Raw genomic sequence first — 24,880 nt, 5'->3', positions numbered from 1 at the left:
AAAGCGCCCCCTCCACGCTCAGGTGTCGAATCCGTGGACCCTAGCAAGTCGCCAAATAGTAGCTGATCTTCACCTGCCCTCCCCTGCAAAGGACTGCAATCATGAGCCGGCTTGAGCTACTGAGCAGAAATATCGGTCTCGCCATTCTGCTCGCCACGGCATCACTGGTAGCGCATGCACAATGCACTTTTCCTCCTTCGGCAAGTTCCGCTTACGATCCAGACGCAAACGCAGGTGCAGGCGCCATTCATTTGCCTTGGCGTACGGACTTGCCAAGCGCTCCTGGAACTTCCGTATTTGCCTGGCAAGGGGTGAGGTTCGAATCTGACTGGCGCGACTATATGGCTGCGTTTCTTAAAGAGATTCGGGCCAGCGGCATCCACATCGACCAGCGCCGACTGACGATGAATCCAAATGCAGAGTGGTGGATCGTGCCGTGGATGGACTACAGCCTCAATGGTCGTGAACGTCTCAACGGCCTGACCGCAGAGCGCGGCCCGGACCCTGGGGATCTTTCGAAAACCTCAGGCGATGGCATCCAGACGTGGGCGGTGGGTTGGTACAACCGCCCGGGCGCGTACGCAATCGGTCAAATTTTCAAGGATCCTTGCAACCCCCAAGCCCCAGCGACTTTTGCTTTTCCCGCTCAGTCCGCTTCATTCAAATTCCTCTTCACCACTGCGGATGTCGGGCAAGTGCCGTACCTCGAAGGCTCACCTGAGATCGACGCCTACATAAACCCCGAGGGTGACCCGCGTGGTGAAAAGGCTGGAGTCGATGGCCGAGAACCGAGGCCAATGCGATTGCTGCAAGTCGACATCGCAGTAAAAGACCCGAACGCGAAGGACACCGGGTGGGTAATGGGGACTTTTGTTTGGCGCAAACCCTTGAGCCCCGACGGTTTCAAAGGAGATTGGCTGCTCGACAACCTGGTTCCCGTCGGTCTCATGTGGGGGAATGATCCAGGTGCCCTGGATCCGGCCTGGAACAAAACGACCACCCTCAGCCAGAGCAAAATCAACCAGGAGCTGCGCGGTGTGGTTTGGTCAGCATCCGAGGCCGATTGGCCGCAGCGACCCTATCCGGGTTTTCAGGGGCGTCTGAATGGCCCGGCGGATAATCCTCGCTCGTCATGCCTTGCGTGCCACGCGGCCGCCCAGTGGCGTCGCGACCAGCCTTTGGTGGACTCGTTCAAGCTGGATTCAAGTTTTACGCCGGAAAAAGTCCGAGCCCACGTCAGCAAGTTTTTCATGAATACCCAAGGCGGAACACGCCATCCGGGTTCAATGGTGGGTAACCCCCTCGACTACTCACTGCAACTCGAAGCGGCATTCGATCGCATTTGCCGGGCCTGCAGCGATCAGAAACTCCAGGCCAGGACCCCGGATATTTGCAAAGTACCGCAGGTGCGTAACCGCGGCACAATCGTGACACGAGACACTTGTGAGGCATCACCGGTAGTCAATTTTTTCAAGACATTCGTAAAACCCGAGGCGCTTAGCGAGACGCCCTACCCGCGACAGTAAGATCAGCACCGCACTGGAATCTGAAATCAATCGGTCGGAACATTGGCCACAACGTACTGGATCACCTCTTCAAGCGTGTCTATGTCTGGAGCATTGCTCACTAACGCTTCCGGACAGCACCATGGGTAATCCAGATGCGATACCCACTCCATGATGCAGTCCAGATCAGTCGCTGGCAGGGTTTTCATGTGCTCAATGGTGATAGTGAGCCTCTGGACAAGTCCCGACTCGGGGCTGAACTGCCATTCATACAGACCGCAACCGACCCGGGCTTCACCGGAGTGCTTGTCGGACATGCCGACCAGCCATTTGCACTGGAATGTTTTGGCCTGCGGTTCAGGTTGGCCTCCCAGGCAAAAGGTATAGACGTTTTCGAAGGTCTGCCCGAATCGGCTGACCAGCACATCACCGATAGGTCCAAGGCCTTCAACGTGGGGTGGAAACGAGATGGATCCGGTGTGCACGACCATGTCCAATATCGCGTCTGACGCAAAGGCCTTGCGCAATAAATGTGGACGGTTGCCGTCCTTGGCTTTTATGTACTGTCGAATCGATAGTTGAGCAGTGTTCATTGTTTGTCCGTCGCATCCATACTTGGTTGAGAGCCGCCTCATACGAGGCTCACATGACTATTCCATGTGACCCTGTACGCCTTTACAAAGCACTATTCCATAAATCCGTCACCTGCATGGAGGGTGTCTCAGATTTTGTGTAAACGGAATTTCTGTTAAACCGCACCGCCGCTCCCACAGGATTTTCGTCGCGCCTTTAAGTCCACTGTGTTACGCAGGCGAGCTGGAGCAAGCTCCCTCGCCACATGTATAGTGTTCGGCTCGTCATTTGCTGCCCTTCGCAATAAACAGCAATAGCCCAAAAGCAGTCAATTTCGCTCCATTTCGGCTACCCTCACAAAGCGCCACGCAGCAATCAGATTGTGCCAGGCGCCTCGACATTCTTCCGTAAATACACCGGAGATCTTCCATGCTCAAGCGTATCCTGGCAGTGGCCGTCGGCTTGATCCTGTCTTTTGGCACCCTGCTGGCGCAAGCCGCCGACACCCTGAAAGTCAGCGCGATTCCCGATGAAGCCCCGACCGAACTGCTGCGCAAGTTCAAGCCACTTGGCGCCTATCTGGAACAACAATTGGGCATGAAGGTCGAGTTCGTGCCCGTGAGCGACTATCCGGCCGTGGTCGAGGCGCTGGCCACCGACCGCATCGACCTGGCCTGGCTGGGCGGCTTCACGTTCGTGCAGGCACGCCTGAAAACCGGCAATGCCATTCCGCTGGTACAGCGCGAACAGGACGCCCAATTCACCAGCAAATTCATCACCGCCGACCCGGCCGTCAAGTCCCTCGCCGATCTCAAGGGCAAGACCTTTGCATTCGGTTCGGTGTCCTCCACGTCCGGCAGTCTGATGCCGCGCTATTTCATGCTCAAGGAGGGCATCAAGCCGGAAAGCTACTTCAGTCGCGTAGGCTATTCCGGTGCCCATGACGCCACTGTCGCCTGGGTCCAGGCCGGCAAGGTGGACGCCGGGGTGCTCAACGCCAGCGTGTGGGAAAAACTGGTCGCCGCCGGCAAGGTCGATACCACCAAGGTCAAAGTGTTTTCGACCACCCCAGCGTACTTCGACTACAACTGGACGGTGCGCGGAACCCTCGACCCGGCGCTGGCGGCCAAGATAAAGGCTGCGTTCCTGGCGCTCGATCCGGCGAACCCGAAAGACAAGGAAATTCTGGATCTGCAGGCCGCCAGCCGGTTCATCGAAACCAAGCCTGAGAACTACAAGGGCATCGAGGAAGCCGCACGCGCCGCCGAACTGCTCAAATGACATTGCATCTGACCCAAGTCAGCCTTACCCACGCCAACGGCGTCCAGGCGCTGCGTGGCGTGGACCTGCACATCGGGGCACGCGAACAGGTCGCCATCATTGGTCCGTCCGGTGCGGGCAAATCGAGCTTGCTCCATCTGCTGGCCACCGCCCTGCGTCCGGGCAAAGGCGAGCTGCAGGTGCTCGGCGAGCGCGTCTGGCAGCTTTCTGCCCGTCAGCGTCAGCGGCTGCGTGCTCGCATCGGCCTGATCCATCAGGCGCCTCCCCTGCCCCCGCGCCAGCGCGTGGTCACCGCGGTTCTGGCCGGCAAGCTGGGTCAGTGGGGGCTGGGCAAGAGCCTGCTGAACCTGCTGCATCCGCTGGATATTCCGGGCGCACGCGCGGCATTGACCAGGCTGGACCTGAGTGACAAGTTGTTCGCGCATTGCCAACAACTGTCCGGTGGACAGCTACAGCGCGTGGGCATTGCCCGCGTGTTGTATCAAGCACCCGAGGTGTTGCTCGCCGATGAGCCGGTATCGGCCATGGACCCGGTGTTGGCCCAGCACACGCTTTCGGTGCTCTGTCGCCATGCCCGGCAGCACGACGTCACCCTGGTCGCCAGCCTGCATGCGGTGGAGCTGGCCCTGGCGCACTTCTCGCGCATCATCGGCTTGCGTGATGGACAGATCCTGTTCGACCTTCCGGCCAGCGAAGTCGATCACGAGTTGCTCGACAAGCTCTACGCCAACGAACAACTGCAATCCCCACCGATTGCCTCGCCGCCCTTGAGTGTGCAGATTCCCCGATGCTGACGTCTGGCACTCGCGATCCGGCCGCCCTGCCCCGTCTGCTGCTCAGCCTGCTGGCCCTTGCCCTGTTGTGGCCCGGCATCCGCTTCAGCGAGTTGGACCTCAGTGTGCTGGTGGCGAGTGACAGTCAGAGTGAGATGGGCCGGTTTGTATCCGCCTTCTGGCCACCGGCCCATGGCGAGGCGTTCATCCAGCTGTTGTTGCAAGCCACCCTGCAGACCCTGGCCATCGCCACGGCCGGCATGGCCCTGGCGTTGCTGGTGGCAGTCCCCGCCAGCCTGCTCGCCAGTCGTGCTCTGTCGCTGTCCGCTGCCTCCCGGGCCGGCCACCCGAGCTATTGGGGCCAACTGCTGCGTTGGCCCATACGCGGTTTACTGATCTTTCTGCGCAGCGTGCCGGAAATCGTCTGGGCCCTGCTGTTCGTGCGCGCCGTCGGCCTCGGCCCGACGGCCGGGGTTCTGGCCATTGCCATCACCTACAGCGGCATGCTGGGCAAGGTCTACGCGGAAATTTTCGAGTCGGTCGACCAGCGTCCGGTCCACGCGCTACTGCAGTCCGGCAGCGGTCGGCTCGCAGCCTTTTGTTACGGAATCCTGCCCAATGTCGCTGCGGAGTTGCTGTCGTACACGGTGTATCGCTGGGAATGCGCAATCCGCGCCTCGGTGGTGATGGGCTTCGTCGGTGCCGGCGGCCTGGGCCAGCAAATGGATCTGTCGTTGCGCATGTTCGCCGGTGGTGAAGTGGCCAGTCTGTTGCTGACGTTCCTCGTCCTGGTGCTGCTCGCCGATCAACTCAGCCGCCTGCTGCGCTGGAGGCTGACATGAATCGTTTGTTCAACCTGGCACTGCTCCTGTGTATTGGCACAGCGGTCGTCACCTCGTTCATCTATCTGGGCATCGACCTCGGCGAACTCGGCGGCACCGGCAACCTGAAGCAAATGGGCGCTTATGCCCAGCGTTTTCTCAGCCCGGACCTGAGCTTGGGGCATCTGCAAGCCATCGGCCACGGCGCCCTGGAAACCCTTGCCATGTCTGCCCTTGGCACCCTGCTCGCGGCGGTATTCGGCCTGCTATTGGCATTGCCCGCGGCCGGACGCTACGGCTGGCCTTTGCAGAGCGCGTCACGTCTGGTGCTCAACGCCTTGCGCGCAGTGCCGGAACTGGTGTGGGCCGCGTTGATGGTCCTGGCCGCCGGGCTCGGCCCCAACGCCGGCACCCTGGCATTAGCCCTGCACACCACCGGCGTGCTCGGCCGGTTGTTCGCCGAAGCACTGGAAAACACCCCACCCGAACCCGCCGACGCCATCCGTTTGCAAGGTGCCAATGCCGTATGGGCTTTCTGTTACGGCACGCTACCCAACCTGTTGCCACAGCTTCTGGCCTACATTCTGTATCGCTGGGAAAACAATATCCGCATGGCCAGTGTGCTCGGCTTCGTCGGCGCCGGTGGTTTGGGGCAAATGCTCTATGTCAGCCTCAGCCTGTTCCAGGAAGCTCAAGCGAGCACGGTTATTCTGGCCATGCTGTTGCTGGTATTGGCTGTCGATACATTGAGCAGCTGGAGCCGTCAGCGTTGGGTCAAGGCTTGAGTGCAGCGCCGTAGCAACACAAAATTCGTTCCCGCGGTGCGGCGGTCGCCCATCAGCCTTTAACTGGACATCCAAAAGCTGCACAATCGCCGGCTTTTTTCGCGGCAGGAAGTCCCCTGCAACGGATTGTGATTCTGGGCAATGCCGGTAACGGCAAATCTACCCTCGCCCGCGCCCTCGGCAAGCGCCTGAGCCTACCCGTGGTCATCTGGACACGCTGTTCTGGGAGCCTGGCTGGGTCGAGCCCGACGCTGAACAGTTCCGCGCTTTCGCCATCCCGGCAGTCGATCCGCGCGTTTAGCATTAGCACATGCAAGTTTCAGATAGATCCCCGAACATGAAAAAACTAACCCGACTCCCGACTTTAGCCCTCAGTGCGCTCGTGTTCTGCGCGGGATAATGGGCCATTTCACAGTGGTGGGAAAAGGCTCTGGCGAAGCCCGTCGGCGCCGCCAGGATCAGCCCCAACGGCTGCTACCGAGTTCAGGAGTTCAAACCTTTCCGGGTACTGCCCGACTTCCTTCACCCCCAGTCGCCCCCGGACGAGCCGGACCAGCTAGAGTGGTTTTTCAGCTGGGAACTTCCGGCCTTTTTTCGCTTATACGATAATCGCAACGGCCAGCTGATTGGCGAAAGCGCGATCTACGACCTGGTGAACTATGGGGGACCTCTGTCTTGGGGCTTCAGCAGCGTCCCCAGAGTTTCCGCCGGCATGATCGAGATTGGCCCCAACTTGCCTGACTGCATAGGTGATCAGCAGGGCTAGCGGGGTCAGGGTGAATTGCCTCCGCGTTTGTATAAACACATGAGAAATGTCTACTTCTGGCTGATAACTGCCGGTGTCGACCGCCAACTTTGGGTCGCGAGCCACCCTTACTGACAGGCAGCAATCGACCGACTCTGTTGAAAACAGTCAGTCCGCCCAAACTGCCTGATCATTGACTGGTGTAAACGCCTTTCTGCACGCTGCTACGTGAAATCCGAGTCCGGAAGCCTCTGCCCAAAGGTCTTTCTCCCCCCTTTTTTGACGCTGAACCAGAAGCCTGATTTTGCGAGGATTGCTTTCACCGCAGGGTTGCTCACGCTTGCTTGATCTCGATGTCCAAAGCGGGTGGTGGGGGACCGTTGGGGCGGTGAACACTTATTTTAGCTAGTACGCAGATTGCGTTTGCGAGTCTCTGGTGAATCTTATATTCAGAAAATGTTTACAAAGCGTTTTTAGCACATTAGGCTTTCCTTCAATGAGAAGAGGATCTTCTCATTGAAGGAGCTGTATCAGTGAAAGGAATGACATCTTATATGCTAATTGCCGCTATTCAGACACCCTAGAATTCGGGCAATAAAATCTCCCACCTGATTTTTTTATATCCCGCCCCCCCCACAATGGGCACTTTACAGTGCACGGCGCCTGGGGCATGGAAATTAGTCGGATTTAATAGCACACGAAAATGTTCTGCACCACATCAGCCAATAAAACATGGAGTTATAATGATCAACGAAAAGTTTCAAGTAACCGAAGATCAGGTGATGAAGTTTCGCAGGCAGGGCTTTCTTTTTCTCAAAGGTTTTTACAATAGAGATATAACCGGTTATTTGACATCAACCATTGGCGACCGTATCTCCACGCCTACTGACAAGTATCAGAGCGGCTTCAGCCGTTTGGCATATGATATGTATGATGGCGATCCGATGATTGCCAGCGTTATTCAAGATGACCACTTCAAACATGTCATGAAAACGTTGACGGGTAAAAACATGTTTTTTGCCCAAGCTCTTTCCTTCGAGCTTGAAAAGATGAAAAACAAGGGCTTCCCCTGGCATATCGGTACGCAAAGTTTCGGCTATCACCAAGCGGAAGACTATGGCTGCACAATCTGGGCTCCTTTGGTCAAAATCGACCCCAAAGGGCAACGAGGCGGTATGGCGTATGTCCCAAAAGACGCCGTATCGGGTGCGTTCATGTATGAACACGTCGATCCTTCGATTTTCCAACTCCTATCGAAACGTATTGAGCGAGGCGAGGAGACCACCATCGATGAGTTCGTGCACCTTCGTGATGGTCCTTTGAATGACCCAGCGATTAAAAAGCTACTGGATCACTTTGCCGTCGAGGACGAATTCGAGGTGGGTGATGCGCTCATTTTCGACAAGAATGTCATTCACCGAAGCATCATGCTGGAGGAAGGCCCCGTAAGCTCGCGCGCAGCGTTTGTCATGCGCTTCTTCTGCGACACCAGTACCTATGACTATCGTCGCGCTCATGACCTTGAAATTCCCCGCGAACATTTCAAATACTCGGGGCCGACGCGCTTTCACTTAGAAGTCGCAAAGGAACATGGCGAACTTCTTGTTGACAGCCCGTTCTTTGAAGGTCAAGAGTACCGTTCGTTAAAAATTTCAAAAACAAGTTGAATAATCAGAAGGGCTTATGCCCTTCTTTTGTTTTGCGTGGAGACAAACAGTGGAAGAATATCTTTTTTACGTGACGATATCATGCTTGACGATCGCCAGCCCGGGGCCTGGGGTGTTACTGACATTAACAAACTCACTCACCTATGGACTGAAGAATGCTTTGCCTGGAATCCTTGGCGTGACCCTCGGCATGGGGGGGATCTCTATCATTGCGGCAAGCAGTGTGGGAGCGATTATTTCCAGCTCTGCCTGGATGATGAACGTCGTTAAACTAATGGGTGCGGCTTACCTCATCTACCTTGGATTAAAGCTCCTGCGATCCAAACCAAAACTTCAAAACAACCTCAATGAAATAACACACTCTGAATACACCCCCAGTGTGATAGCCAGATTCAGGCAGGGTTTTTTCATTTCGATGCTTAACCCCAAGCCAATCGTTTTCTTCATGGCTCTTTTTCCGCAATTCATAAAGGCAGACCAACCGTTCGTTCCTCAATTCACACTGTTGGCGTCCACGTTCTGCGCACTGGTATTCTTGATTCACTTCACCTATGGCTATATCGCCACCTCAGCACGACAAAAAGTTTCTCTTGGCAGGGGCTTTTTGATCGTCAATAGAATTGGGGGTGTTGTGTTTATCTGCTTCTCGGCAGCCCTTATTTTCTCCATCAACTTTAGCTTAATGATCGACAGCGTGTGAAATCCTCGAATTTTGTCTGCTCCGACATATAAATTTCTGATCTCATTTAGGTGACTTTTTTATCTCGCAACAGAGAGAAACGGATCAGAACAATACACGCTTTATATCACCTGGTTACGGCATTCACTGCGTACCAGGTTTTTCTATATTTCTCAGGCGGATAGGCACACCAAAAAAGCCGCCAAACGCCTATTACGGGATAGGTGCGCCTGCACGAAGCAAAAAACTCAAACTAACCCATTAACAGGAATCCACAGTCGAAAGCTGCCGCACTGGACTCGCTCATCCCGCAGCCCTGCCATACTGTTCAACATGACCCGTGCAACCTTCCGCTTCTACGAGGAGCTCAACGATTTCCTGCCGGCCGAACGGCGGCGGCAGTCCTTCACTTGCGAGTGCGCGCGAGGGGCGACGGTCAAGCACATGATCGAGGCGCTCGGGATACCGCACACCGAGGTCGAGCTGGTGCTGCTCAACGGCGAGTCGGTGGGTTTCGAGCGGGTGATCTTCGACGGTGACCGGCTGGCGGTGTATCCCAAGTTCGAAGCACTGGACATCAGCCCACTGCTCAAGGTTCGTGCGCAACCTTTACGGGTGCTGCGCTTCGTCGCTGATGCGCACCTTGGCGGGCTGGCCAGCCTGCTGCGCATGAGCGGCTTCGACACCCTGTACGACAATGGCTTCGAGGATGCCGAGATCGCCGAGATCGCTGCGCAGCAAGGACGCATCGTGCTAACCCGCGACCGCGAACTGCTCAAGCGGCGAATCATCAGCCACGGCTGTTACGTGCACGCCCTGAAACCGTCGCTGCAGCTGCGCGAATTGTACGAGCGCCTCGACCTGGCGCGTAGCGCGCGCCCATTCAGCCTGTGCCTTCATTGCAACCTGCCGCTGCACGAGATCAGCCCGGAACTGGCCCGGCCGCAGGTACCGCCACGCGTTGGCGTCCTCTATTCGCACTTCCTGCGCTGCGACGCCTGCCAACGGATTTACTGGGAGGGTTCGCACTGGCGCGGCATGTGTGCACTGCTGGCACCTCTACTGAACCGATAGCCGAGTGCATCGGGCGTTTTGCGCCCATCCACAGCCCAGTGGTAATGCCAAAAAGCACCAGGCTGATGACAAACACTCGCTTGCGCCCATACCGATCCGCCAGTGTGCCGGTGGTCATCAGTACCCGTGGTGCAGGCGATGGTGCAGAAGCAGCCCTTCGAGGCGAACCGCATTGGGCTCTTCATCCACCACTGATATGGAGGAGCTCTCCTTGGAAAACCGTTCAGGGTGACTCTCCGTATGCTTCAGATTTATTAGCCTGCTGTTCTTCCTGTTTTCACAGTCGCGTGAAAAACTGCGCGCTCTTTGCCGCTCACTTTTTTGTCTGTTTTGATGGAACTGCCGATGGACATCATGGATACCAAGCAAGAAAACGCCCTCGAAAAATCACTCAGGCTGGCGGCGGATGAACCGGCCCATCGACCTGACTTTTTCAAGACTCTGTTGAATTCCACTATCTACGTCCTTGGCACTGCCGGCACTGGCGAAGGTCAAGTCAACCTCGAGGCTGGTAGCAACATCAGCATCGCGCATTGGCAAAAGCCTGACGGCTCCGCTGTCATCCCGTTTTTTTCTTCGCTGCAAACACTACAAAGATCCATAGATAGCGAAGAGTCCTACGTAGAGATCCCGGCCAGATCGCTGTTTGAAATCACACTGGGCACCCCTCTTTTCCTCAATCCAAAGTCTCCTTACGGGAAAGAGTTTTTCCCGGAGGAAGTACGCCATCTGCTCTCCGACGAGATCGGCCAAAAGCCGGTGCAGCGCACGGTCGAAAAAGACACCAAAGTGCTGCTCGGACAGCCGTCGCAATATCCGTCGAAGATGGTCAACTCGCTCACACAATTACTCGCCAAACATCGCAACGTAAAGCGTGCGTTTCTGGCGTTGATGCATGACGCATCGTCTGATCAAAAGCCTCATCTGATCATTGGTATTGAAGCGGACGGAGATATTGAACTGGTCATGCGCGAAGCCGGTAACGTTGCCGGGGATACCGCTCCAGATGGCGAACCCGTTGACCTCTATCGCGTTCACGAAGGGGAATCAGGCCTTAGCGATTACTTCCTCAAGCAAACCGCACCCTTCTATGAACGGAAGTCGGCAGGTTGGCTGCGTTCATTGTTTGGTTTTGGCAAAGCGTGACAGAGATCAACTCCGTGCTAACCGCCGAGCATGCCTGCGAAATCGTGCTTGGCCTGTTTGACGGCGTCATGAGAGATGGCAAACCTGAGCGTTTTGTCATTCAGTCATGTGAGCTTTCCGCCAACGGTGATTACTGGGTTATTCGCAGTAACAGTGAGGATTACGTCGTCCACGGCATAACGGAGTTCTGCTACGTCGGTGTTAACGCGCACTTGATCAACGTCATGACAGGCGAGCGTGAGACGGTCGTCAGTTGCATGAGTATCGATGAGTATCTGCAAGACAAATACGATCTGGAGGCGGTGTCGGGCAACCAGTATGTACTGACCCCGGCAATTGACCGAGGCGACAAACCGGCGCTGGTCAATTTGCGTCGAAAACTGCATTGCACCTACCCGCAAACCCTTGCGTTGCTGACGGGCAAACAACGACTTTGGCTCACAGGCAAACGCAGGCTTCTTGAAGACACGCAGCGACTGCTTCTCGAACAAGGCATAACCACCCAAATCGAGTTAGTGCTTGATGCCTGCGAAGCAGTCGCCATCGACGTCGAAACCTGGCACATCGAAGCGGTGTTGAGGGCTGTGCGCGAGAGGTTGTGCTGAGCCGACGCTAAGGTCATATAAAATGCCCTGACCCACCATCAATAGATACGGCCGACGCCATGCCCCAAGCCCACAAGTCACCTATTTGCTTATGTAAGGAAAATCAGCGATTTCCGGCCTGACGTTACCGCTATCGTGCTTTTCGGCCTAAAGGCCGAAGACGATGACCTGGTGTATCTGGAGATACGCTTTAAGGACTACAGAGAACTCCAAATTGGAACATGCGTTTAGTGATTTGACCGCTTTGGGTCGACTGCTGCCCCTCGTGACAGGCAGCAAGCGGCCAAAAGCAATGGACGTTCCACTGACCAGGTTGAGGTAGTTAGGCTGGAGTCTTTCGTGAGAGCAGCAAACTATCGCGTCGTTACCGAAAAACACCAGCCTCATAGATGAAGCAACCACAGCGCCCCGATCAGGGCGGGAGGCATTACCAGCACCCCCAGGCGCAGGAAGTCCAAGGCACCGACGTGTTCGCCTTCACGGCGAATGGCAACCAACCAGAGCAAAGTGGCCAGGGAGCCGGTAATCGACAGGTTCGGCCCGAGGTCGACGCCAATCAGCAGCGCCGCAGTAGTTCGCGCTGGCAAATCGACAATATGACCAACGGAGCCGGCGATCAGGCCGGTCGGCAGATTGTTCATCAGGTTGCCGGCGATGGCAGCGACCACGCCGGCGCTCCAGCTCGCCTGGACCTCGGAGCTGCGCGCCAGCGCGGCCAAACCATGGGCCAGGTGGTCGATCACACCCGTCTGTGCCGCCGCTTCCACCAGCACGAACAGGCCCGCGACCAGCGGCAACACGCCCCATGACACGCCTTTGAGCACCGGCATCGGGTTACGCCGCTGACGCAAATGGATCAGCCCGGCCGTGGCGATGCCGGCGCAGAAGGTGGGTAAGCCGAGCTGCCGGTCCAAGGCGGAGGTCGCCAGCAACAGCACGCCTGTCAGCACGATACCCAGCGCGCACAGGCGTGCACCGCTGGACAGCGGTTGCACGTCGATGGCCGTCGCCAGGGGCTGGCGGATCTGCTTGCGCTGGGCCAGACGCAGCACCAGGTAGGTCAGGACAATGGCGGCCAGCGACGGCAAGGTGAATTGCCGCAGCCACTCCAGCAACGGCGGCATCTGGCTGCCGAACACCACCAGGTTGGCCGGGTTGGAGATGGGCAGCACAAAACTGGCGGCATTGGAGATGAAGGCGCAGATGAACAGATAAGGCAGCGGCTCGGCCTTGGCCGCCTTGCACGCGGCGTACACCGCTGGGGTCAGCACTACGGCCGTGGCATCGTTGGAGAGGAACACCGTGACCAGTGTCCCCACCAGGAACACTAGGTCAAACAGGCGCTGGCCCGAGCCCCTGGCGTGCTGCACCGCGTACATGGCCAGCCAGTCGAACAGCCCTTCCTGGCGCGCCAGTTCGGCCAGCACCATCATGCCGATCAGAAACAGGTACACATCGCCACCCTCGGCGACGGCGGCGAGTGCAGTTTGCAGCGGCACCAGGCCAAACACGGTCAGCAGTACAGCGGCGCTGACCGCCCAGACATACTCCGGCACGCGCCAAGGGCGCAGGATTACCCCTCCGGTCGCAACGGCGGCCACGGTCCAGATGAGCGAGGGTGGATCAAATACAGGCATGCAGTTTACTCAGGTGAATGCAAGACTCGGCGCGGCATGATCAGTTGACGGCCGTGGGGGGTGATGGCGAGCTCCGAGGTGTCAATCTTGTCGCCCGAGCTATTACGGGTTTCCGGCATGGCCAGCCACAGCAGGAAGAAAGCCGCGCCAGCAATCGCGGCCAGGGTCACGAACGCGGCATCGTAGCCCGCTGCCTGTACCACCAGCCCCGCTACGCCGGGGCTGAGGGCCGCGCCCAGGCCAAATACCGCAGACAGCGCGCCTAAGCTGACATTGAAGCGCCCAGTACCCTGCGTCAGGTCTTTGACTACTACGGGAAACAAGGCGCCGAAGATTCCGGCGCCGATACCGTCGAGCAACTGCACGGCCACCAGCCAGTACGGGTCGTCGGACACCACGTAAAGCAGGCCGCGCAGCGGCAGGATCAGGAAACCGGCCAGCAGCAATGGCTTGCGCCCCCACAGGTCAGCCTTGACGCCGACCAGCAGGGCCATCGGTACCATCACTAACTGCGCGGCGACGATGCAGGCGGAGGTCAACGGCGTGGCCAACTGCAGATTGACCTGGGACAACTTCTGGCTAACCAGTGGCAGCATGGCCGCGTTCGCAAGATGGAACAGCGAGCAGCACACGGCGAACAGCAGAAGCGGCCGGTTGGCCAGCAACACCCTCACTCCGGACGGATGCGCATGGCCGCCCGCCGGGGTGGAGGCAAAACCGCGCGCGACCTCATGATCGATGGCCTTGGCCGAAACCAGGCTGACAGCGATCACGCTGCCCAGTGCCATCACCGCCATCAGGTAGAACACCACCACCGGGCCGAACAGATAGGCGAATCCGCCGGCCAGCAATGCGGCGCAGGCATTGCCTGCATGGTTGAAGGTTTCGTTGCGTCCGGTGCGGCGGGTGAAGGCTCGGGGGCCGGTGATGCCCAGCGAGATCGCGGCGATGGCCGGGGCGAACACGGAGCCGGCGATGGCACTGACGGTTTGCGTCAGCGCCACCAGACCGAACGAGGTCACCCACGGCAGCAGCAGGCAGCTACCGGTTACCAGCAGCGCGGCGACTACCACTACCGCCCGTTTCGCCGAAGTCCGGTCGATCAACGCACCGGCTGGGGTCTGCATGAGCAGCGCGGCGACTCCGGCCAGTGTCATCACTAGACCGATGCTCGCCGGCTCCCAGTTATGCACGGCCAGCAGATAGATCGCCAGATAAGGCCCCAGTCCATCGCGCACATCGGCGAGGAAGAAGTTAAGCCAGTCCAGGGACAGTTCGTTGCTGCGCTCTCTACGGCGGGTATCCAATTACGCGGTCTCGTTAGGCCTAACTGTCGCATCAGGGGCTGTTGACGGCTGACGAGCATACTTAACCGCCGGATCTGCGCGGGTCCACTGCCCTCGGTTTCCAGGCGCTCGACGAGCCCGAGCAAGAGTAGCAAGCTCTGCCGGACGATGCCTTCGGAATAGGTAGAGCGCGCCCCCAAAAGCAGCCTTTATGATCCTCGCTACACATTGCGCCGATCTCAAAGGTGCCAATCATCTAAGGTGTGGGGCAGCGTCTGGTCGAATCACTGTTCACTTACCACTTTGCAGGAAAGCAGTTTTTTCAAAACGTTCTGTGGATTGACAACGCCAGTCTGACGTCTAGATACTGTATAGGTAAATTACCTAGAAACAAGGTGGCAGATGAGCGCCGTACACATTATTTTCGGCCCTCTCGGGGCCGGTAAGTCGACACTAGCTCGGCAGATAACGGCCCAGCTAAACGCTGTCAGCTTCTCGATTGATGAATGGATGCAGCGTCTATACGGCCCAGATCTGCCTCAGCCCCTTAGCCTGGAATGGGTGCTTCCCCGTGTTAGACGTTGCGAGTCGCAAATATGGGAAACGTGCGTGCAGGTTCTAGCGTCGGGCAAGGACGTGGTGCTGGATCAAGGCTTTATGACGAAAGCAGACCGCACTCAAATCCGACTGCAGGCCCACAACGCGGGCTATGAGGTGCTTAGCCACTTCGTAAATGCCGATAAGCCGCTACGCCGTGAGCGCGTACTGCAACGAAACCTAGAAAAAGGTGCGACCTATTCGTTCGAAATAACGGCCCAAATGTTCGAGGCCATGGACGCACGCTTTGAACACCCATCCCCATCCGAACTGAAGGAGTGTTGCAATGTCTGACTACGCACCGGGTGCGGAAGGCACTTCGCCCTCAACACTTGAACGCTATATCCGCATATCCCGGGCATACACTGCCGCCACTCGGCGTATCGACGCCAAACTCTCCGCCGTGCATGGGTTGAGCTTTAGCGACTTCATGATTCTGCATCATCTTAAGCAAGCCCACGGCGGCAGGCTTCGTCGTGCAGATTTGGCAGAGTGCATGGGCTTAACCGCGTCAGCCGTAACCAAGTCCCTCCTGCCCTTGGAAAAAATAGGTTGGGTATCTCGCCAAAGCGATCCCCGCGATGCGCGCGTTGGTTATGCATGCTTAACCCCCGCGGGCGCGCAGCTCGTTGACGACGCGCTACTGACTGCAGAGAGTTCGTGCCAGGAGGCCTACCAAGCCATCTTCGGCGAGATGACCTTCACCCTTGAGCCAACCGCCGCGAGCGAGTGATAGGTCGCTAAGACAAGTTACGCATATGCACTCGGGTAACCGAAAAGCATCCGACGGCATATAGGCGGTTTGAGCACCACTTTTCCCGCTTCAAGGTCCGCTTTTGGCCGATTCTGTTGAAAAAGTCGGATTTTCAGATCGCCTGAACTCAGGCACGACCACCACCGGAGAACCTACTCACCACATTGAGTGGTTCATCGTATGCGAGCTCTGGCTCGACGGAAGCCATTTGCAATTTTCCTTCGGGCCGAGGTCTGCCAGCCATCGGTGAATCCGATACCCAATCTGCCTTTGCGCGAGTGAAGTTGCCAGCGTCGCGCCCAGTATCCAGAGTGGATTGTTCAGCAACGGTCATTTCTGCTTCACGGCGCCTTTGAGTCTCCTCTTCCAGCCCCTTCTGGGAAGGCCGGATCAGTTCGTGAGCCAGATAAAACGCTTCCAGCCGCGAGGGGCGACGATCAAAACAACATCACCAACTGCGGCTGCCGCGCGCTGTCCAAGTCCAAAGGATCCAGCACGGCAGCTGGTAACGTCAATACGGTGATGGCCGACATCAGGATTATGCGTTTGAGCTTCGCGTTGGCATGAGTTCATAGTTGAACAGATAGTAATGCTGCCCATCACGAACATCTATTTCCATCGTGCCGCTGAGCCCCTCCAACTCGCCAGTACCCGAGTCAGGTACGACCTGAATGGTCAGTGTTCGCTGGCCTCTGTCCATAGTTCCAAAATGCATCAACACAAAGCTGCCTGGCCTTCCCGCCAGATCACCCTCAACCCGCTCCATCGCCACATAGCCGGCAGATCCCGGGATTGTCGAGAGGGAGGCAAGCATCTCTCCCAGACTATTGGCTTCCAAACCTCCCTGAAATGTTTTGTGTATGGCCTTTCTGCTCAGTTGAGCGGCCTCGGTACCGGGCGCAACAGAGTGGACGGGTAGTTGGACGTCGAATGTTCCCTTGGCTTGCATGCTGTCATCTCCATCAAAAATCCAGATAATGTCGTACGGTCTAAACCAGACGCAGTTGTTGTCGACGCTAATCCCTCGACTGTTTAGAGTCCGTCTATGCCGAGATCAGTGGCCTATTTGACCGGTCCACACAGTCGGACCTGTCCCTGATTTGCATTGGAGCAGATGGCGACCGAAGATGATTGGAAAAACACGACCAGGCTCTACTGTTATCCTGCAGCCCGCACGAGGCGTCCTTAATCAGCGATTGAAGGGCCCGCAGTTCACTCACATTCGCGAGGTGCCCTCAGTCCAGTTGGCGGCATGGGTAGAACATTATTGGCATGTCAGCTGGAATCTCAGTGATCAGCCTGTACAGCAACAGGAAACCCTGCCTCACCCCAATGTGCATCTCGTTGTGGAAAGGGGTCAGGTCCATGTGTGGGGCCCCCGTCGTTCCCGCTTCAGCAAGACGCTGTCTGGCAACAGCTGGGCGTTTGGAATCAAGTTTCGTCCCGCCGCATTCCAGCCATTTCTGGGCGGACCTGTCAGCCGGTTGGCCAACCGATCGATCCCGGCCTCTGAGGTTTTTGGGACGGTGGTCGACAGGTTGGCCGAGCACATCGAATGTCCGGGGATGGCGAACCTGTGCGAGCAATCAGAAGCGTTGCTGTGTCACTGCTTGCCGCAATCCGATGAGCGTGTACAACTGCTCAATGACCTCATCGCCCAAATCGCGTCAGACAACAGACTGACAACAGTGGCACAACTCAGTGAGTTGTCCAGTGTTAGTGAGCGGCAGTTACAACGCCTCTTTGCCCATTACGTTGGCGTAAGTCCGAAGTGGGTGATTGCCCGATACCGGTTACATGAAGCACTGGCCCTGCTGCAGAGCGGCGAAGCCAGGCCGGGGACGGATCTCGCGCTCGAGCTGGGTTATTTTGATCAGGCACACTTCATCAGGGACTTCACTCGGATGGTCGGTCTGGCACCCGCAAAATATGTCCAGACGCAAACGGCTCTGTTGCAGAACTCTGATGCGAGGTGAGTCTCCCCTTCCTCCAGGCGGACTTATCTCACTCGCACCGTCATCGGTACTCCAAGTGCAGTGATTCGATTCAGGATCACTGCCTGCACCTGCAACTCTGCAACCTGATGATCAAAGCCCCGTGCCATTACATCTTGTCCAAGGCGCCGACAGCATCAAGTCGTACCCATCCTCTGAATCAGTACTTCGCCAGTTCTGCGCCGAGTGCGACAAAATCCCCCTACCCCGCACTCAATTCCCACAACACATCCAGCACATGTTGCGTAGGCCGTTCGATGTCCCGACTACGGTGGGCAATACCCAGTTGCCGCCACAACAAGGGCTGCAATGGTCGCATGACGATCCTGGTATCGGGCAATGGCGTGGAGGCCTCATGCGGCAACAACGTCGCACCATAGCCAGCCGCCACGAGGCTTTTGATCGCATCGTTGTAGTTCAGTTGAATACGCGGCGCAGGCTGCCGTCCGCCGCTGGCGAACCACTCCGAAGTCAAGCGTGAAAGACGAGTGGTGTTGTCATTCAGAATCAATGGCTGAGCGGACAGCCAGTCGGGGGTCACAACCTCCGGGGATTCCCAGCGAGCCGGCAAGAAGGCCATGACCGGGTCCCGTCGCCACGGCTCGATCCGCAAGCCCTTCACCGGAGGCTGCGGCAGCGCGACCAAACCGATCTCCAAAGAGCCCTCGGCAAGCTTCTTCAAAGTTTCCTGCGACGTGAGCACCGCGACCTGCACATCGATAGCGGGATGACGCTGACTCAACGTCTCCAAAGCTTGTGGCATCAACTGTGCGATGGCCCCTGTGGAGGCACCTAGCCGCACACGCCCGGCCAATCCCTGTACCTGACGTTCCACCTCCTCAAGCGCCTGCTCCGCATCCGCCAACAGCCGTCGCGCACGCTCCACCAGTGTGTTCCCGATCGCTGAAGGCTGAACGCGCCCACGCGTGCGCGACAACAGCTTGCCACCCACGCGCGACTCCAGGTCGGCGATATGCAAACTGACCGTGGGTGGCGCAAGGTGCAGCACACGGGCCGCCTCGGCAAACGAACCCAGATCGGCAATCGCCACCAACGTACGCAGACGGTCCAGGCTGATTTCGCGCATGAGTCACTCCTTATTCAGAAAAGCTGAATCTCATCGTCTGGAAATTCAACTTTTCCTATCTTAACGCTTCGCTGAAGATTGGACTCCTGATTACCTGTATCCGAGAGCATTCCATGGCAAGTTCCCTTGTATTCATCGACGGCGACCAAGGCACCACCGGGCTGCAAATTCATCAACGCTTACGCGACCGGAGCGATCTGCGGCTTATCACACTCAGCCCCGAATATCGCAAGGACCCGCAACGTCGCGCCGAAGCCATCAATAACTGCGACATCGCGATTCTCTGCTTGCCCGACCAAGCCGCGCGCGACGCTGTAGCGACCATCGAAAACCCCGCCGTTCGGGTGATCGATGCGAGTTCGGCGCACCGCACCCACCCAGACTGGACCTATGGCTTCGCAGAGATGAGTCCGCAGCACGCCCAACGCATCGCCGTCGCGCGACGGGTCAGCAATCCCGGTTGCTATCCAACGGGGGCGATAGGGTTGCTGCGCCCATTACTGGAGGCCGGATTACTGCCCAGGGATTACCCGATGAACATTCATGCCGTGTCGGGTTATTCCGGGAAAGGCCGTGTCGGAGTTGAAGAGCATGAGGGAGAAGGCGCAGCACAGGCGTCGGCATTTCAGGTCTATGGGCTGGGGCTGGCACACAAACATATTCCAGAGATTCAGCAGCAAAGCGGTCTGACGGAGCGGCCGATATTTGTGCCGGCCTATGGCGCTTTTCGGCAGGGGATCGTACTGACCATCCCCTTGCAAACCCGGTTGTTGGCGCCAGGTGTGAGTGCGGTGCAGTTGCATGGGTGTCTGATGCGGCACTACGTCGATGCGAGCCATGTACAGGTGATGTCGATGCAGGAGGCTAAAGCGTTGACGTCTCTTGATCCTCAGGCACTTAACGAGACTGATGGTTTGCGATTGTCAGTGTTTGAGAATGATGAGACGGGGCAGGTTTTGTTGGCTGCGGTGTTTGACAATCTTGGGAAGGGAGCAGCTGGAGCGGCGGTGCAGAATCTGGATTTGATGCTTGCAGGAACATGACTCCGATTACCGCGCAAATCAGCGTGATGTCCTCGCAATGTCCAGACTAAAACGCTGATTTCAACTTACAGGGAAAACATCCTGTTTCGGCATAAAAAATCGAGCAAACAGTTCGGATTGTGACTTGATACTTAACTTGGCGTAAATATTGCGACGGTGAACTTTTATTGTTTCCACCGAGAGGGAAAGCTTTCCGGCTATCTCCTTATTAGAGAAGCCACTAAGCAACAATCTGAGCACATCACTTTCGCGCGCTGTTATTTGCGTACCCAGCTGGGTAATCGTTTCTGGCCATAGCGGTGGCTCGGTGAGATTTTTCTCTACGTCAAGTTCAAAACACATGCGCTGATGCATCAATGCAGTCACCCATGGCTTGATAATATCAAGCATTGTTATTTGTTCTTGACTAAAACGAACTTCACTGCCAACGGAAATGCATAACGTTCTATCGGCGTCGAGCTGGACATTGTACTGAGCCTCATCCACAGAGATGTATTGTGCAAAATATTGATGGTAATACTCAGTTTCAAGAAAGTACTCCGGCGCAATATCCAGCAGATGAAAGAAACCGCTCTGTGGATTTTCCCGATTAGCGATATAAAATGGATCCAGCAGATAAAGCCCCTTCACATAGCGATGAGTGAACGCGTCTACCTCCTCCGCATCTGCTATCTCAGGAAGACTAACAACTTGCACTTGCTGACTGCTAAAGATCAATACAACCCAATTATCGATTTGGACATATTCATTCAATATACGAACAAGTGAACTCCAGAATTCTGGACGGTTCAACTGCATGATCAGCTTCCCAATCGAGCGGTGCCAAGCCAGGCTATGAAGGTCGAACGGCATTTTCTACCCCTTTAGGGTTAGGGATTCGTAGATCAGAGGTAAGTATTCGTAGGTATTTACTATTCGGTAATGCCCGGTATATTCACTTTCAGGGTTTACGATGGCCATGAGGGCACATCGTCTTGACAAGGATGTTGCATGAGAAAATCACATTTGCGAACCATTTTTTCAGCCTCGCTTCTCTGTGCAGGGATAAGCACATCAGTAGGGGCTGTAGAGCCTGGGATGTATCTGTATAACTGGTTCGGGTTTATCGCTCCGGAGACCCCAAAGGAGTTCGAGCAGGAAACCGGCACCAGAGTGCATATGGATGCGTTCGACAGCGCCGAAATCATGCAGAGCAAGGTAATGGCTGGGCGCACGGGGTATGACGTGATTGTCGCTACCTCCAATGTGTTGCCAAGCCTGATCCAGGCGGGAGTGCTTCAGCCGCTGGATCGTGATCAACTGAGCAATTTGTCACATATCGATCCTGATATCTTGTCCCAGGTCGCGGTCAATGATCCTGGCAATCGCTACGCTGTGCCCTATTTATGGGGCACCACCGGCATTGGCTATGACGTTGATAAAGTCAAAGCGGCATTGGGTGATAATGCTCCGGTGAATAGCTGGGATTTGATCTTCAAAGAAGAAAACATCAGCAAGCTCCAGTCGTGTGGCGTGGCAATGCTCGACTCTCCAAGTGAGATCATTTCGATTGCTCTGCATTACCTTGGGCTCCCCAGCAACAGTAGGAACCCGGATGATTACCAGAAAGCTCAAGCCCTGCTGTTAAAAATCCGTCCCTACGTCCGCTATTTCGATTCATCCAAAATCGACGCTGACCTGGCTGACGGCAATATTTGTGCAGTTGTGGGATGGGCTAATGGTGCCCTTGCTGCGCAGGCCATAAACGAGAAGGCCAACACTGGACGCAAGATTACTTACAGCCTTCCTCGCGAAGGGGCGCTGGTCTGGTCGGAAAATCTGGTTCTGCTAAAAGACGCGCCCCACCCGAAGGAAGGCATGGCGTTTATTAATTATATGTTGCAACCAAAAATCATTGCCAAGACCTCAAACCACACTCTGTATCCTAACGCCAATAAAGATGCCACTGAGTTTGTCGAACAGAAGCTGCGAGACAATCCCTGGATTTATCCAGACAAAAAGACCATTGCTACATTTGTTCCACTTGAGTCACTACCATTGAAGCTGGAGCGAATCCGTACACGGATTTGGACCAAAGTGAAGAGTGGCGTGTGATTTGACTTGATTTGTCGCCTGTTGCTAGATGCCAGTCTTTATTTAATACGTGGGCGTGGGGCGAGCAGCAGGTTGAGGCTATTCATGTCCGGAAAGTAAGACGCAAACGCCGATATCCAGGGGGCACTGAGCGAGTGGGTTAGTGCCTGTTACTCCATTTAGTCCGGTATTACCCAGGACGCTCTCCGGTCCATTGTTTAAACGCCCGGTGAAACGCACTCACCTCGCGCAATCGTTTGTAAAACTGACTGCTGAAGGTTCTTGCCTTGGGCTGGATTTACCCGGCTTCCTGACATTGCTGTCTGCGACAGCGTCAATTCAACACCTTATGTAAGAAGAGAACAGCGGATGTTCAGCCCAGCCAATCAGACGCCTTTCAGTTTGACAATCGACGGTTTTGAGCACGATTTTCAAGTGCTCGCATTCACCGGAGAGGAGGCGATCAGCAGGCCTTACCTCTTCAACGTGGAGCTTGTTAGCGAGCGGTCTGACCTGGATCTCGAAAGCCTCTTCGACATAGAGGCTTTTCTGACATTCGACACGAAGGGCAACGGCATTCATGGACGGGTCTATCACATCGCTCAAAGCGGTAATGATCAGCGTTTGACGCGCTACAGCCTGGCCCTCGTACCGCACCTGTCCTACTTGCGCCACCGCATCAACCACAGGATCTATCAACAGTTCTCGGTGCCGAAAATCGTCGCCTTGATACTGGAAGAGCACGGGATCCTGGGCGACGCTTGTCGGTTTCATCTGGGGTCGACCTACCCCGAGCGTGACTACTGTACTCAGTACGACGAAACGGATTTGCACTTTATTCAGCGCTTGTGCGAAGAAGAAGGTATTCACTTCCACTTCCAACACAGCGCTCAAGGCCACGTGCTGGTCTTTGGCGATGATCAGGCGGTTTTTCCCAAGATCGGGCAACCCACTGCTTATAGACAAGAGAGCGATAGGGTGGCCGACGAGCCACTGATCAAGCGCTTCAACCTTCGACTGGGGAGGAACGAGCAACAGCTAGACATGGAATACGATGACAAGCTGGAGCGTTTCGCAGGTCATGAGCACGGCAAGCAGATGCGTCTGCGTGCCATGGAGCGCCGCCACGCGGCTTATCGTCAAGCTGAAGGGCAAGGTGACCAGACCCGGTTAGTCAGTGGCCATGTTCTGGAAATCTCAGACCACCCGCGCCAAGAGTGGAACGACCTATGGCTACTGACCCAGGTCATCCACGAAGGCAAGCAACCACAGGTATTGAGTGAGGACGTCGCCAGTGGCAACACTGACAACGAGGATGACTTTCATCAGGGTTACCGCAACCGCTTTATGGTTCTTCCGTGGGACGTGTTCTATCGTCCGCCTTTGGCTCACAGGAAACCTCAGGTGCCAAGCAACCAGACCGCTGTGGTCATCGCTCTGGAAGACGAGGAGATCCAGTGTGATCAGCGCCTCGGACGGGTCAAGGTCAAGTTCCCCTGGGACCGCGAAGATAGATTTGACGACAAGAGTAGTTGTTGGCTGAGGGGGGCCTCCAATTGGAGTTGTGAAATGACGCCCCCCCGAACGGGAATGGAAGTCATGGTCACATTTCTCGAAAGCGACCCCGATCAACCACTGATAAGCAGTTGCCAGTGTTGTCGCTAACCGCAAACCCTATCAGGGCAGCAACAGCCAGGTTGAAATTTACCCGTGCAATTACTCAGTCAAGGGCTCAAGCCAGCAGCTCGGTGATCCACCGTGCCTGCCGGGCCACGTCCTGCACCTTCTCCTCGGGCACGGCCTGCCGCGCCCGGGCGAAGTTACTCAGGGTCCGCTGCTTCTCGCGCAGCACGCGCTGCCACTTGACCAGGAACGCCGGGCTGCGGGCCTGCATCTGCAGCGGGCCGAAGTACAACTCCTCGGCGGTGTACATCACCGGCCCGGCACGCTCGGCGACGATGATTTCGTAGTCGAAGCGGTTTTCCCGCAGCACTTCCTCGCAGAGGATGCGGTAACCATTTTCCATCAGCCATTGGCGCAGTGGCTGCTCGCCGCCGTTGGGCTGCAGGATCAGGCGCTCCTGGCCGCTCAAACGCGCCTTGCCGCTGTCGAGGATGTCGCGGATTGTCTCGCCACCCATGCCGCAGATGCTGATCGCCGTGATCCTGTCTCCCGGCTCGATCGCCGCCAGGCCATTGGCCAGGCGCACGGCAATCCGCTGGTCCAGGCCGTTCTCCCGCACAGTGCGTTCGGCCGAGTGAAACGGCGTCAATGCCACCTCGCCGGCCACCGCCGCCGCGATGGCGTCACGGCGCATCAACGCCACAGGCAGGTAGCCGTGATCCGAGCCGATATCGGCCAGGCGCGCACCTGCTGGCACATGCGCCGCCACGCGCTCCAGGCGCATGGACAGTGTCTGTTCGTTCAACTGCTGCCCCTTTTCACCACGAACGTCCGGCACCTTTGGCCAGATCCGGGCGCGATTCTGTCGAGCAACGCCGTGCATTTCAAATTTATGCGATCAGGGCCATGGCTCGACTCGTCCCTACCGCTTGCGTATCGGCCCAAAGCGAACCCTGGTTATGGGCCGCTTTTGGTCGACCGTTGCGCAGGCTGAGAGACTGCAATGGGTCCAGGCTGTGTGAAAACCCGCTAAATACGTCGAAAACTGAGAGGCGCGAGGATTGCCTGTGAAATCAGCGGGCGAAAGCGCGAATTACCTTAGTCAGCTACATAGACGTTCGTAATGCCGTTC

Annotated in this window: 23 protein-coding genes and 3 pseudogenes; 17 read left to right on the top strand and 9 right to left on the bottom strand. The window is 56.6% G+C overall.

The features are described from left to right. Positions 1-101: 101 nt before the first annotated feature. Positions 102-1,526, top strand: coding sequence for a hypothetical protein (locus tag AACY49_RS26415; protein ID WP_258696251.1), 1,425 nt, complete (start codon positions 102-104; stop codon positions 1,524-1,526). A 26-nt stretch (positions 1,527-1,552) separates the two neighbouring features. On the opposite strand, the gene AACY49_RS26410 is transcribed toward AACY49_RS26415, so the two are convergent. After that, positions 1,553-2,098 (bottom strand): hypothetical protein, encoded by a 546-nt coding sequence (locus AACY49_RS26410; RefSeq protein ID WP_339527327.1) that lies wholly within the window; start codon positions 2,096-2,098, stop codon positions 1,553-1,555. A 409-nt stretch (positions 2,099-2,507) separates the two neighbouring features. Between AACY49_RS26410 and AACY49_RS26405 the strand changes: the two genes are divergently transcribed. From AACY49_RS26405 to AACY49_RS26360, 10 genes and pseudogenes are all read left to right on the top strand, one after another. Next, entirely contained in the window at positions 2,508-3,359 is an 852-nt protein-coding gene (locus AACY49_RS26405; protein WP_339527326.1) for a putative selenate ABC transporter substrate-binding protein, read from the top strand. Continuing rightward, positions 3,356-4,153 carry a phosphonate ABC transporter ATP-binding protein gene (locus tag AACY49_RS26400; protein WP_339527325.1) on the top strand — a complete coding sequence of 266 codons (798 nt, stop codon included), beginning with the start codon at positions 3,356-3,358 and terminating at the stop codon, positions 4,151-4,153. The genes AACY49_RS26405 and AACY49_RS26400 overlap by 4 nt, the downstream gene beginning before the upstream one ends. Beyond that, positions 4,147-4,974 carry a PhnE/PtxC family ABC transporter permease gene (locus AACY49_RS26395; RefSeq protein WP_258696255.1) on the top strand — a complete coding sequence of 276 codons (828 nt, stop codon included), beginning with the start codon at positions 4,147-4,149 and terminating at the stop codon, positions 4,972-4,974. The genes AACY49_RS26400 and AACY49_RS26395 overlap by 7 nt, the downstream gene beginning before the upstream one ends. Next, entirely contained in the window at positions 4,971-5,738 is a 768-nt protein-coding gene (gene phnE, locus AACY49_RS26390; RefSeq protein WP_320390965.1) for a phosphonate ABC transporter, permease protein PhnE, read from the top strand. Before AACY49_RS26395 ends, phnE begins: the two co-directional genes overlap by 4 nt. Before the next feature lie 116 nt (positions 5,739-5,854). Then, positions 5,855-6,030 (top strand): annotated as a pseudogene (locus AACY49_RS26385) (AAA family ATPase); the annotation flags it as partial. A gap of 1,196 nt (positions 6,031-7,226) precedes the next feature. After that, positions 7,227-8,150, top strand: a complete 924-nt coding sequence (locus AACY49_RS26380) for a hypothetical protein (RefSeq protein ID WP_339527324.1) — start codon at positions 7,227-7,229, stop codon at positions 8,148-8,150. Between the two features lie 49 nt (positions 8,151-8,199). Further along, positions 8,200-8,850, top strand: a complete 651-nt coding sequence (locus AACY49_RS26375) for a LysE family translocator (RefSeq protein ID WP_258696258.1) — start codon at positions 8,200-8,202, stop codon at positions 8,848-8,850. 312 nt (positions 8,851-9,162) lie between these two features. Further along, entirely contained in the window at positions 9,163-9,903 is a 741-nt protein-coding gene (locus tag AACY49_RS26370; protein WP_258696259.1) for a Mut7-C ubiquitin/RNAse domain-containing protein, read from the top strand. 345 nt (positions 9,904-10,248) lie between these two features. After that, positions 10,249-11,049, top strand: a complete 801-nt coding sequence (gene sseB, locus AACY49_RS26365) for an enhanced serine sensitivity protein SseB (protein ID WP_339527323.1) — start codon at positions 10,249-10,251, stop codon at positions 11,047-11,049. Then, entirely contained in the window at positions 11,046-11,654 is a 609-nt protein-coding gene (locus tag AACY49_RS26360; RefSeq protein WP_339527322.1) for a hypothetical protein, read from the top strand. The genes sseB and AACY49_RS26360 overlap by 4 nt, the downstream gene beginning before the upstream one ends. A gap of 383 nt (positions 11,655-12,037) precedes the next feature. Here the strand turns inward: AACY49_RS26360 and AACY49_RS26355 are convergent, their stop codons facing one another. The 3 genes and pseudogenes from AACY49_RS26355 to AACY49_RS26345 form a co-directional block, all read right to left on the bottom strand. Beyond that, positions 12,038-13,291: an arsenic transporter gene (locus tag AACY49_RS26355; RefSeq protein WP_339527321.1), complete on the bottom strand. Its 1,254-nt coding sequence runs from the start codon at positions 13,289-13,291 to the stop codon at positions 12,038-12,040. A gap of 5 nt (positions 13,292-13,296) precedes the next feature. Further along, entirely contained in the window at positions 13,297-14,598 is a 1,302-nt protein-coding gene (locus tag AACY49_RS26350; RefSeq protein WP_339527320.1) for an MFS transporter, read from the bottom strand. Between the two features lie 11 nt (positions 14,599-14,609). After that, positions 14,610-14,780 (bottom strand): annotated as a pseudogene (locus AACY49_RS26345) (diguanylate cyclase); the annotation flags it as partial. Positions 14,781-14,979: 199 nt separating this feature from the next. Between AACY49_RS26345 and AACY49_RS26340 the strand changes: the two are divergent. Together AACY49_RS26340 and AACY49_RS26335 are read left to right on the top strand one after the other, a co-directional pair. Then, positions 14,980-15,468 carry an AAA family ATPase gene (locus AACY49_RS26340; protein ID WP_258696268.1) on the top strand — a complete coding sequence of 163 codons (489 nt, stop codon included), beginning with the start codon at positions 14,980-14,982 and terminating at the stop codon, positions 15,466-15,468. Further along, positions 15,461-15,907, top strand: a complete 447-nt coding sequence (locus tag AACY49_RS26335; protein WP_339527319.1) for a MarR family winged helix-turn-helix transcriptional regulator — start codon at positions 15,461-15,463, stop codon at positions 15,905-15,907. The genes AACY49_RS26340 and AACY49_RS26335 overlap by 8 nt, the downstream gene beginning before the upstream one ends. 559 nt (positions 15,908-16,466) lie before the next feature. On the opposite strand, the gene AACY49_RS26325 is transcribed toward AACY49_RS26335, so the two are convergent. After that, positions 16,467-16,877 carry a DUF3224 domain-containing protein gene (locus tag AACY49_RS26325; RefSeq protein WP_339527318.1) on the bottom strand — a complete coding sequence of 137 codons (411 nt, stop codon included), beginning with the start codon at positions 16,875-16,877 and terminating at the stop codon, positions 16,467-16,469. Between the two features lie 178 nt (positions 16,878-17,055). Here AACY49_RS26325 and AACY49_RS26320 point away from each other — a divergent pair, with 178 nt between their 5' ends. Further along, the gene (locus AACY49_RS26320) at positions 17,056-17,904 is read left to right on the top strand and encodes an AraC family transcriptional regulator (protein ID WP_339527317.1); all 849 of its coding nucleotides are present in this window, start codon (positions 17,056-17,058) and stop codon (positions 17,902-17,904) included. Between the two features lie 23 nt (positions 17,905-17,927). On the opposite strand, the pseudogene AACY49_RS26315 reads toward AACY49_RS26320, so the two are convergent. Together AACY49_RS26315 and AACY49_RS26310 are read right to left on the bottom strand one after the other, a co-directional pair. After that, positions 17,928-18,059, bottom strand: a pseudogene (locus AACY49_RS26315) (IS5/IS1182 family transposase); the annotation flags it as partial. Positions 18,060-18,124: 65 nt separating this feature from the next. Continuing rightward, the gene (locus AACY49_RS26310; protein ID WP_320390977.1) at positions 18,125-19,009 is read right to left on the bottom strand and encodes a LysR family transcriptional regulator; all 885 of its coding nucleotides are present in this window, start codon (positions 19,007-19,009) and stop codon (positions 18,125-18,127) included. A gap of 113 nt (positions 19,010-19,122) precedes the next feature. On the opposite strand from AACY49_RS26310, the gene argC reads away from it, so the two are divergent. Continuing rightward, positions 19,123-20,052, top strand: a complete 930-nt coding sequence (argC, locus tag AACY49_RS26305; protein ID WP_339527316.1) for an N-acetyl-gamma-glutamyl-phosphate reductase — start codon at positions 19,123-19,125, stop codon at positions 20,050-20,052. Positions 20,053-20,112: 60 nt separating this feature from the next. On the opposite strand, the gene AACY49_RS26300 is transcribed toward argC, so the two are convergent. Beyond that, entirely contained in the window at positions 20,113-20,904 is a 792-nt protein-coding gene (locus tag AACY49_RS26300) for a response regulator transcription factor (RefSeq protein WP_258696273.1), read from the bottom strand. A 138-nt stretch (positions 20,905-21,042) separates the two neighbouring features. On the opposite strand from AACY49_RS26300, the gene AACY49_RS26295 reads away from it, so the two are divergent. Continuing rightward, a complete protein-coding gene (locus AACY49_RS26295) occupies positions 21,043-22,146 on the top strand; it encodes a polyamine ABC transporter substrate-binding protein (RefSeq protein ID WP_258696274.1) in 1,104 nt (367 codons plus the stop codon). 348 nt (positions 22,147-22,494) lie between these two features. Further along, positions 22,495-23,790: a type VI secretion system tip protein TssI/VgrG gene (gene tssI, locus AACY49_RS26290; RefSeq protein WP_339527315.1), complete on the top strand. Its 1,296-nt coding sequence runs from the start codon at positions 22,495-22,497 to the stop codon at positions 23,788-23,790. 67 nt (positions 23,791-23,857) lie between these two features. On the opposite strand, the gene AACY49_RS26285 is transcribed toward tssI, so the two are convergent. Continuing rightward, positions 23,858-24,553 (bottom strand): tRNA (adenine(22)-N(1))-methyltransferase, encoded by a 696-nt coding sequence (locus AACY49_RS26285; protein WP_339527314.1) that lies wholly within the window; start codon positions 24,551-24,553, stop codon positions 23,858-23,860. Positions 24,554-24,880: the final 327 nt, after the last annotated feature.

The sequence above is a fragment of the Pseudomonas sp. EL_65y_Pfl2_R96 genome, assembly GCF_963970905.1.
Classification (GTDB): domain Bacteria; phylum Pseudomonadota; class Gammaproteobacteria; order Pseudomonadales; family Pseudomonadaceae; genus Aquipseudomonas.
This window is presented reverse-complemented; position numbering and strand designations above follow the sequence as displayed.

Excerpts from the sequence above, each read along its gene's own strand:
- AACY49_RS26300 (WP_258696273.1), bottom strand. The coding sequence starts at position 20,904 with ATGCCGTTCGACCTTCATAGCCTGGCTTGGCACCGCTCGATTGGGAAG.
- AACY49_RS26395 (WP_258696255.1), top strand. The coding sequence starts at position 4,147 with ATGCTGACGTCTGGCACTCGCGATCCGGCCGCCCTGCCCCGTCTGCTG.
- AACY49_RS26405 (WP_339527326.1), top strand. The coding sequence starts at position 2,508 with ATGCTCAAGCGTATCCTGGCAGTGGCCGTCGGCTTGATCCTGTCTTTT.
- AACY49_RS26410 (WP_339527327.1), bottom strand. The coding sequence starts at position 2,098 with ATGAACACTGCTCAACTATCGATTCGACAGTACATAAAAGCCAAGGAC.
- AACY49_RS26320 (WP_339527317.1), top strand. The coding sequence starts at position 17,056 with ATGATTGGAAAAACACGACCAGGCTCTACTGTTATCCTGCAGCCCGCA.
- AACY49_RS26295 (WP_258696274.1), top strand. The coding sequence starts at position 21,043 with ATGAGAAAATCACATTTGCGAACCATTTTTTCAGCCTCGCTTCTCTGT.
- tssI (WP_339527315.1), top strand. The coding sequence starts at position 22,495 with ATGTTCAGCCCAGCCAATCAGACGCCTTTCAGTTTGACAATCGACGGT.
- AACY49_RS26325 (WP_339527318.1), bottom strand. The coding sequence starts at position 16,877 with ATGCAAGCCAAGGGAACATTCGACGTCCAACTACCCGTCCACTCTGTT.
- AACY49_RS26335 (WP_339527319.1), top strand. The coding sequence starts at position 15,461 with ATGTCTGACTACGCACCGGGTGCGGAAGGCACTTCGCCCTCAACACTT.
- AACY49_RS26415 (WP_258696251.1), top strand. The coding sequence starts at position 102 with ATGAGCCGGCTTGAGCTACTGAGCAGAAATATCGGTCTCGCCATTCTG.
- AACY49_RS26380 (WP_339527324.1), top strand. The coding sequence starts at position 7,227 with ATGATCAACGAAAAGTTTCAAGTAACCGAAGATCAGGTGATGAAGTTT.
- phnE (WP_320390965.1), top strand. The coding sequence starts at position 4,971 with ATGAATCGTTTGTTCAACCTGGCACTGCTCCTGTGTATTGGCACAGCG.
- AACY49_RS26310 (WP_320390977.1), bottom strand. The coding sequence starts at position 19,009 with ATGCGCGAAATCAGCCTGGACCGTCTGCGTACGTTGGTGGCGATTGCC.
- sseB (WP_339527323.1), top strand. The coding sequence starts at position 10,249 with ATGGACATCATGGATACCAAGCAAGAAAACGCCCTCGAAAAATCACTC.
- AACY49_RS26340 (WP_258696268.1), top strand. The coding sequence starts at position 14,980 with ATGAGCGCCGTACACATTATTTTCGGCCCTCTCGGGGCCGGTAAGTCG.
- AACY49_RS26370 (WP_258696259.1), top strand. The coding sequence starts at position 9,163 with ATGACCCGTGCAACCTTCCGCTTCTACGAGGAGCTCAACGATTTCCTG.
- AACY49_RS26355 (WP_339527321.1), bottom strand. The coding sequence starts at position 13,291 with ATGCCTGTATTTGATCCACCCTCGCTCATCTGGACCGTGGCCGCCGTT.
- argC (WP_339527316.1), top strand. The coding sequence starts at position 19,123 with ATGGCAAGTTCCCTTGTATTCATCGACGGCGACCAAGGCACCACCGGG.
- AACY49_RS26400 (WP_339527325.1), top strand. The coding sequence starts at position 3,356 with ATGACATTGCATCTGACCCAAGTCAGCCTTACCCACGCCAACGGCGTC.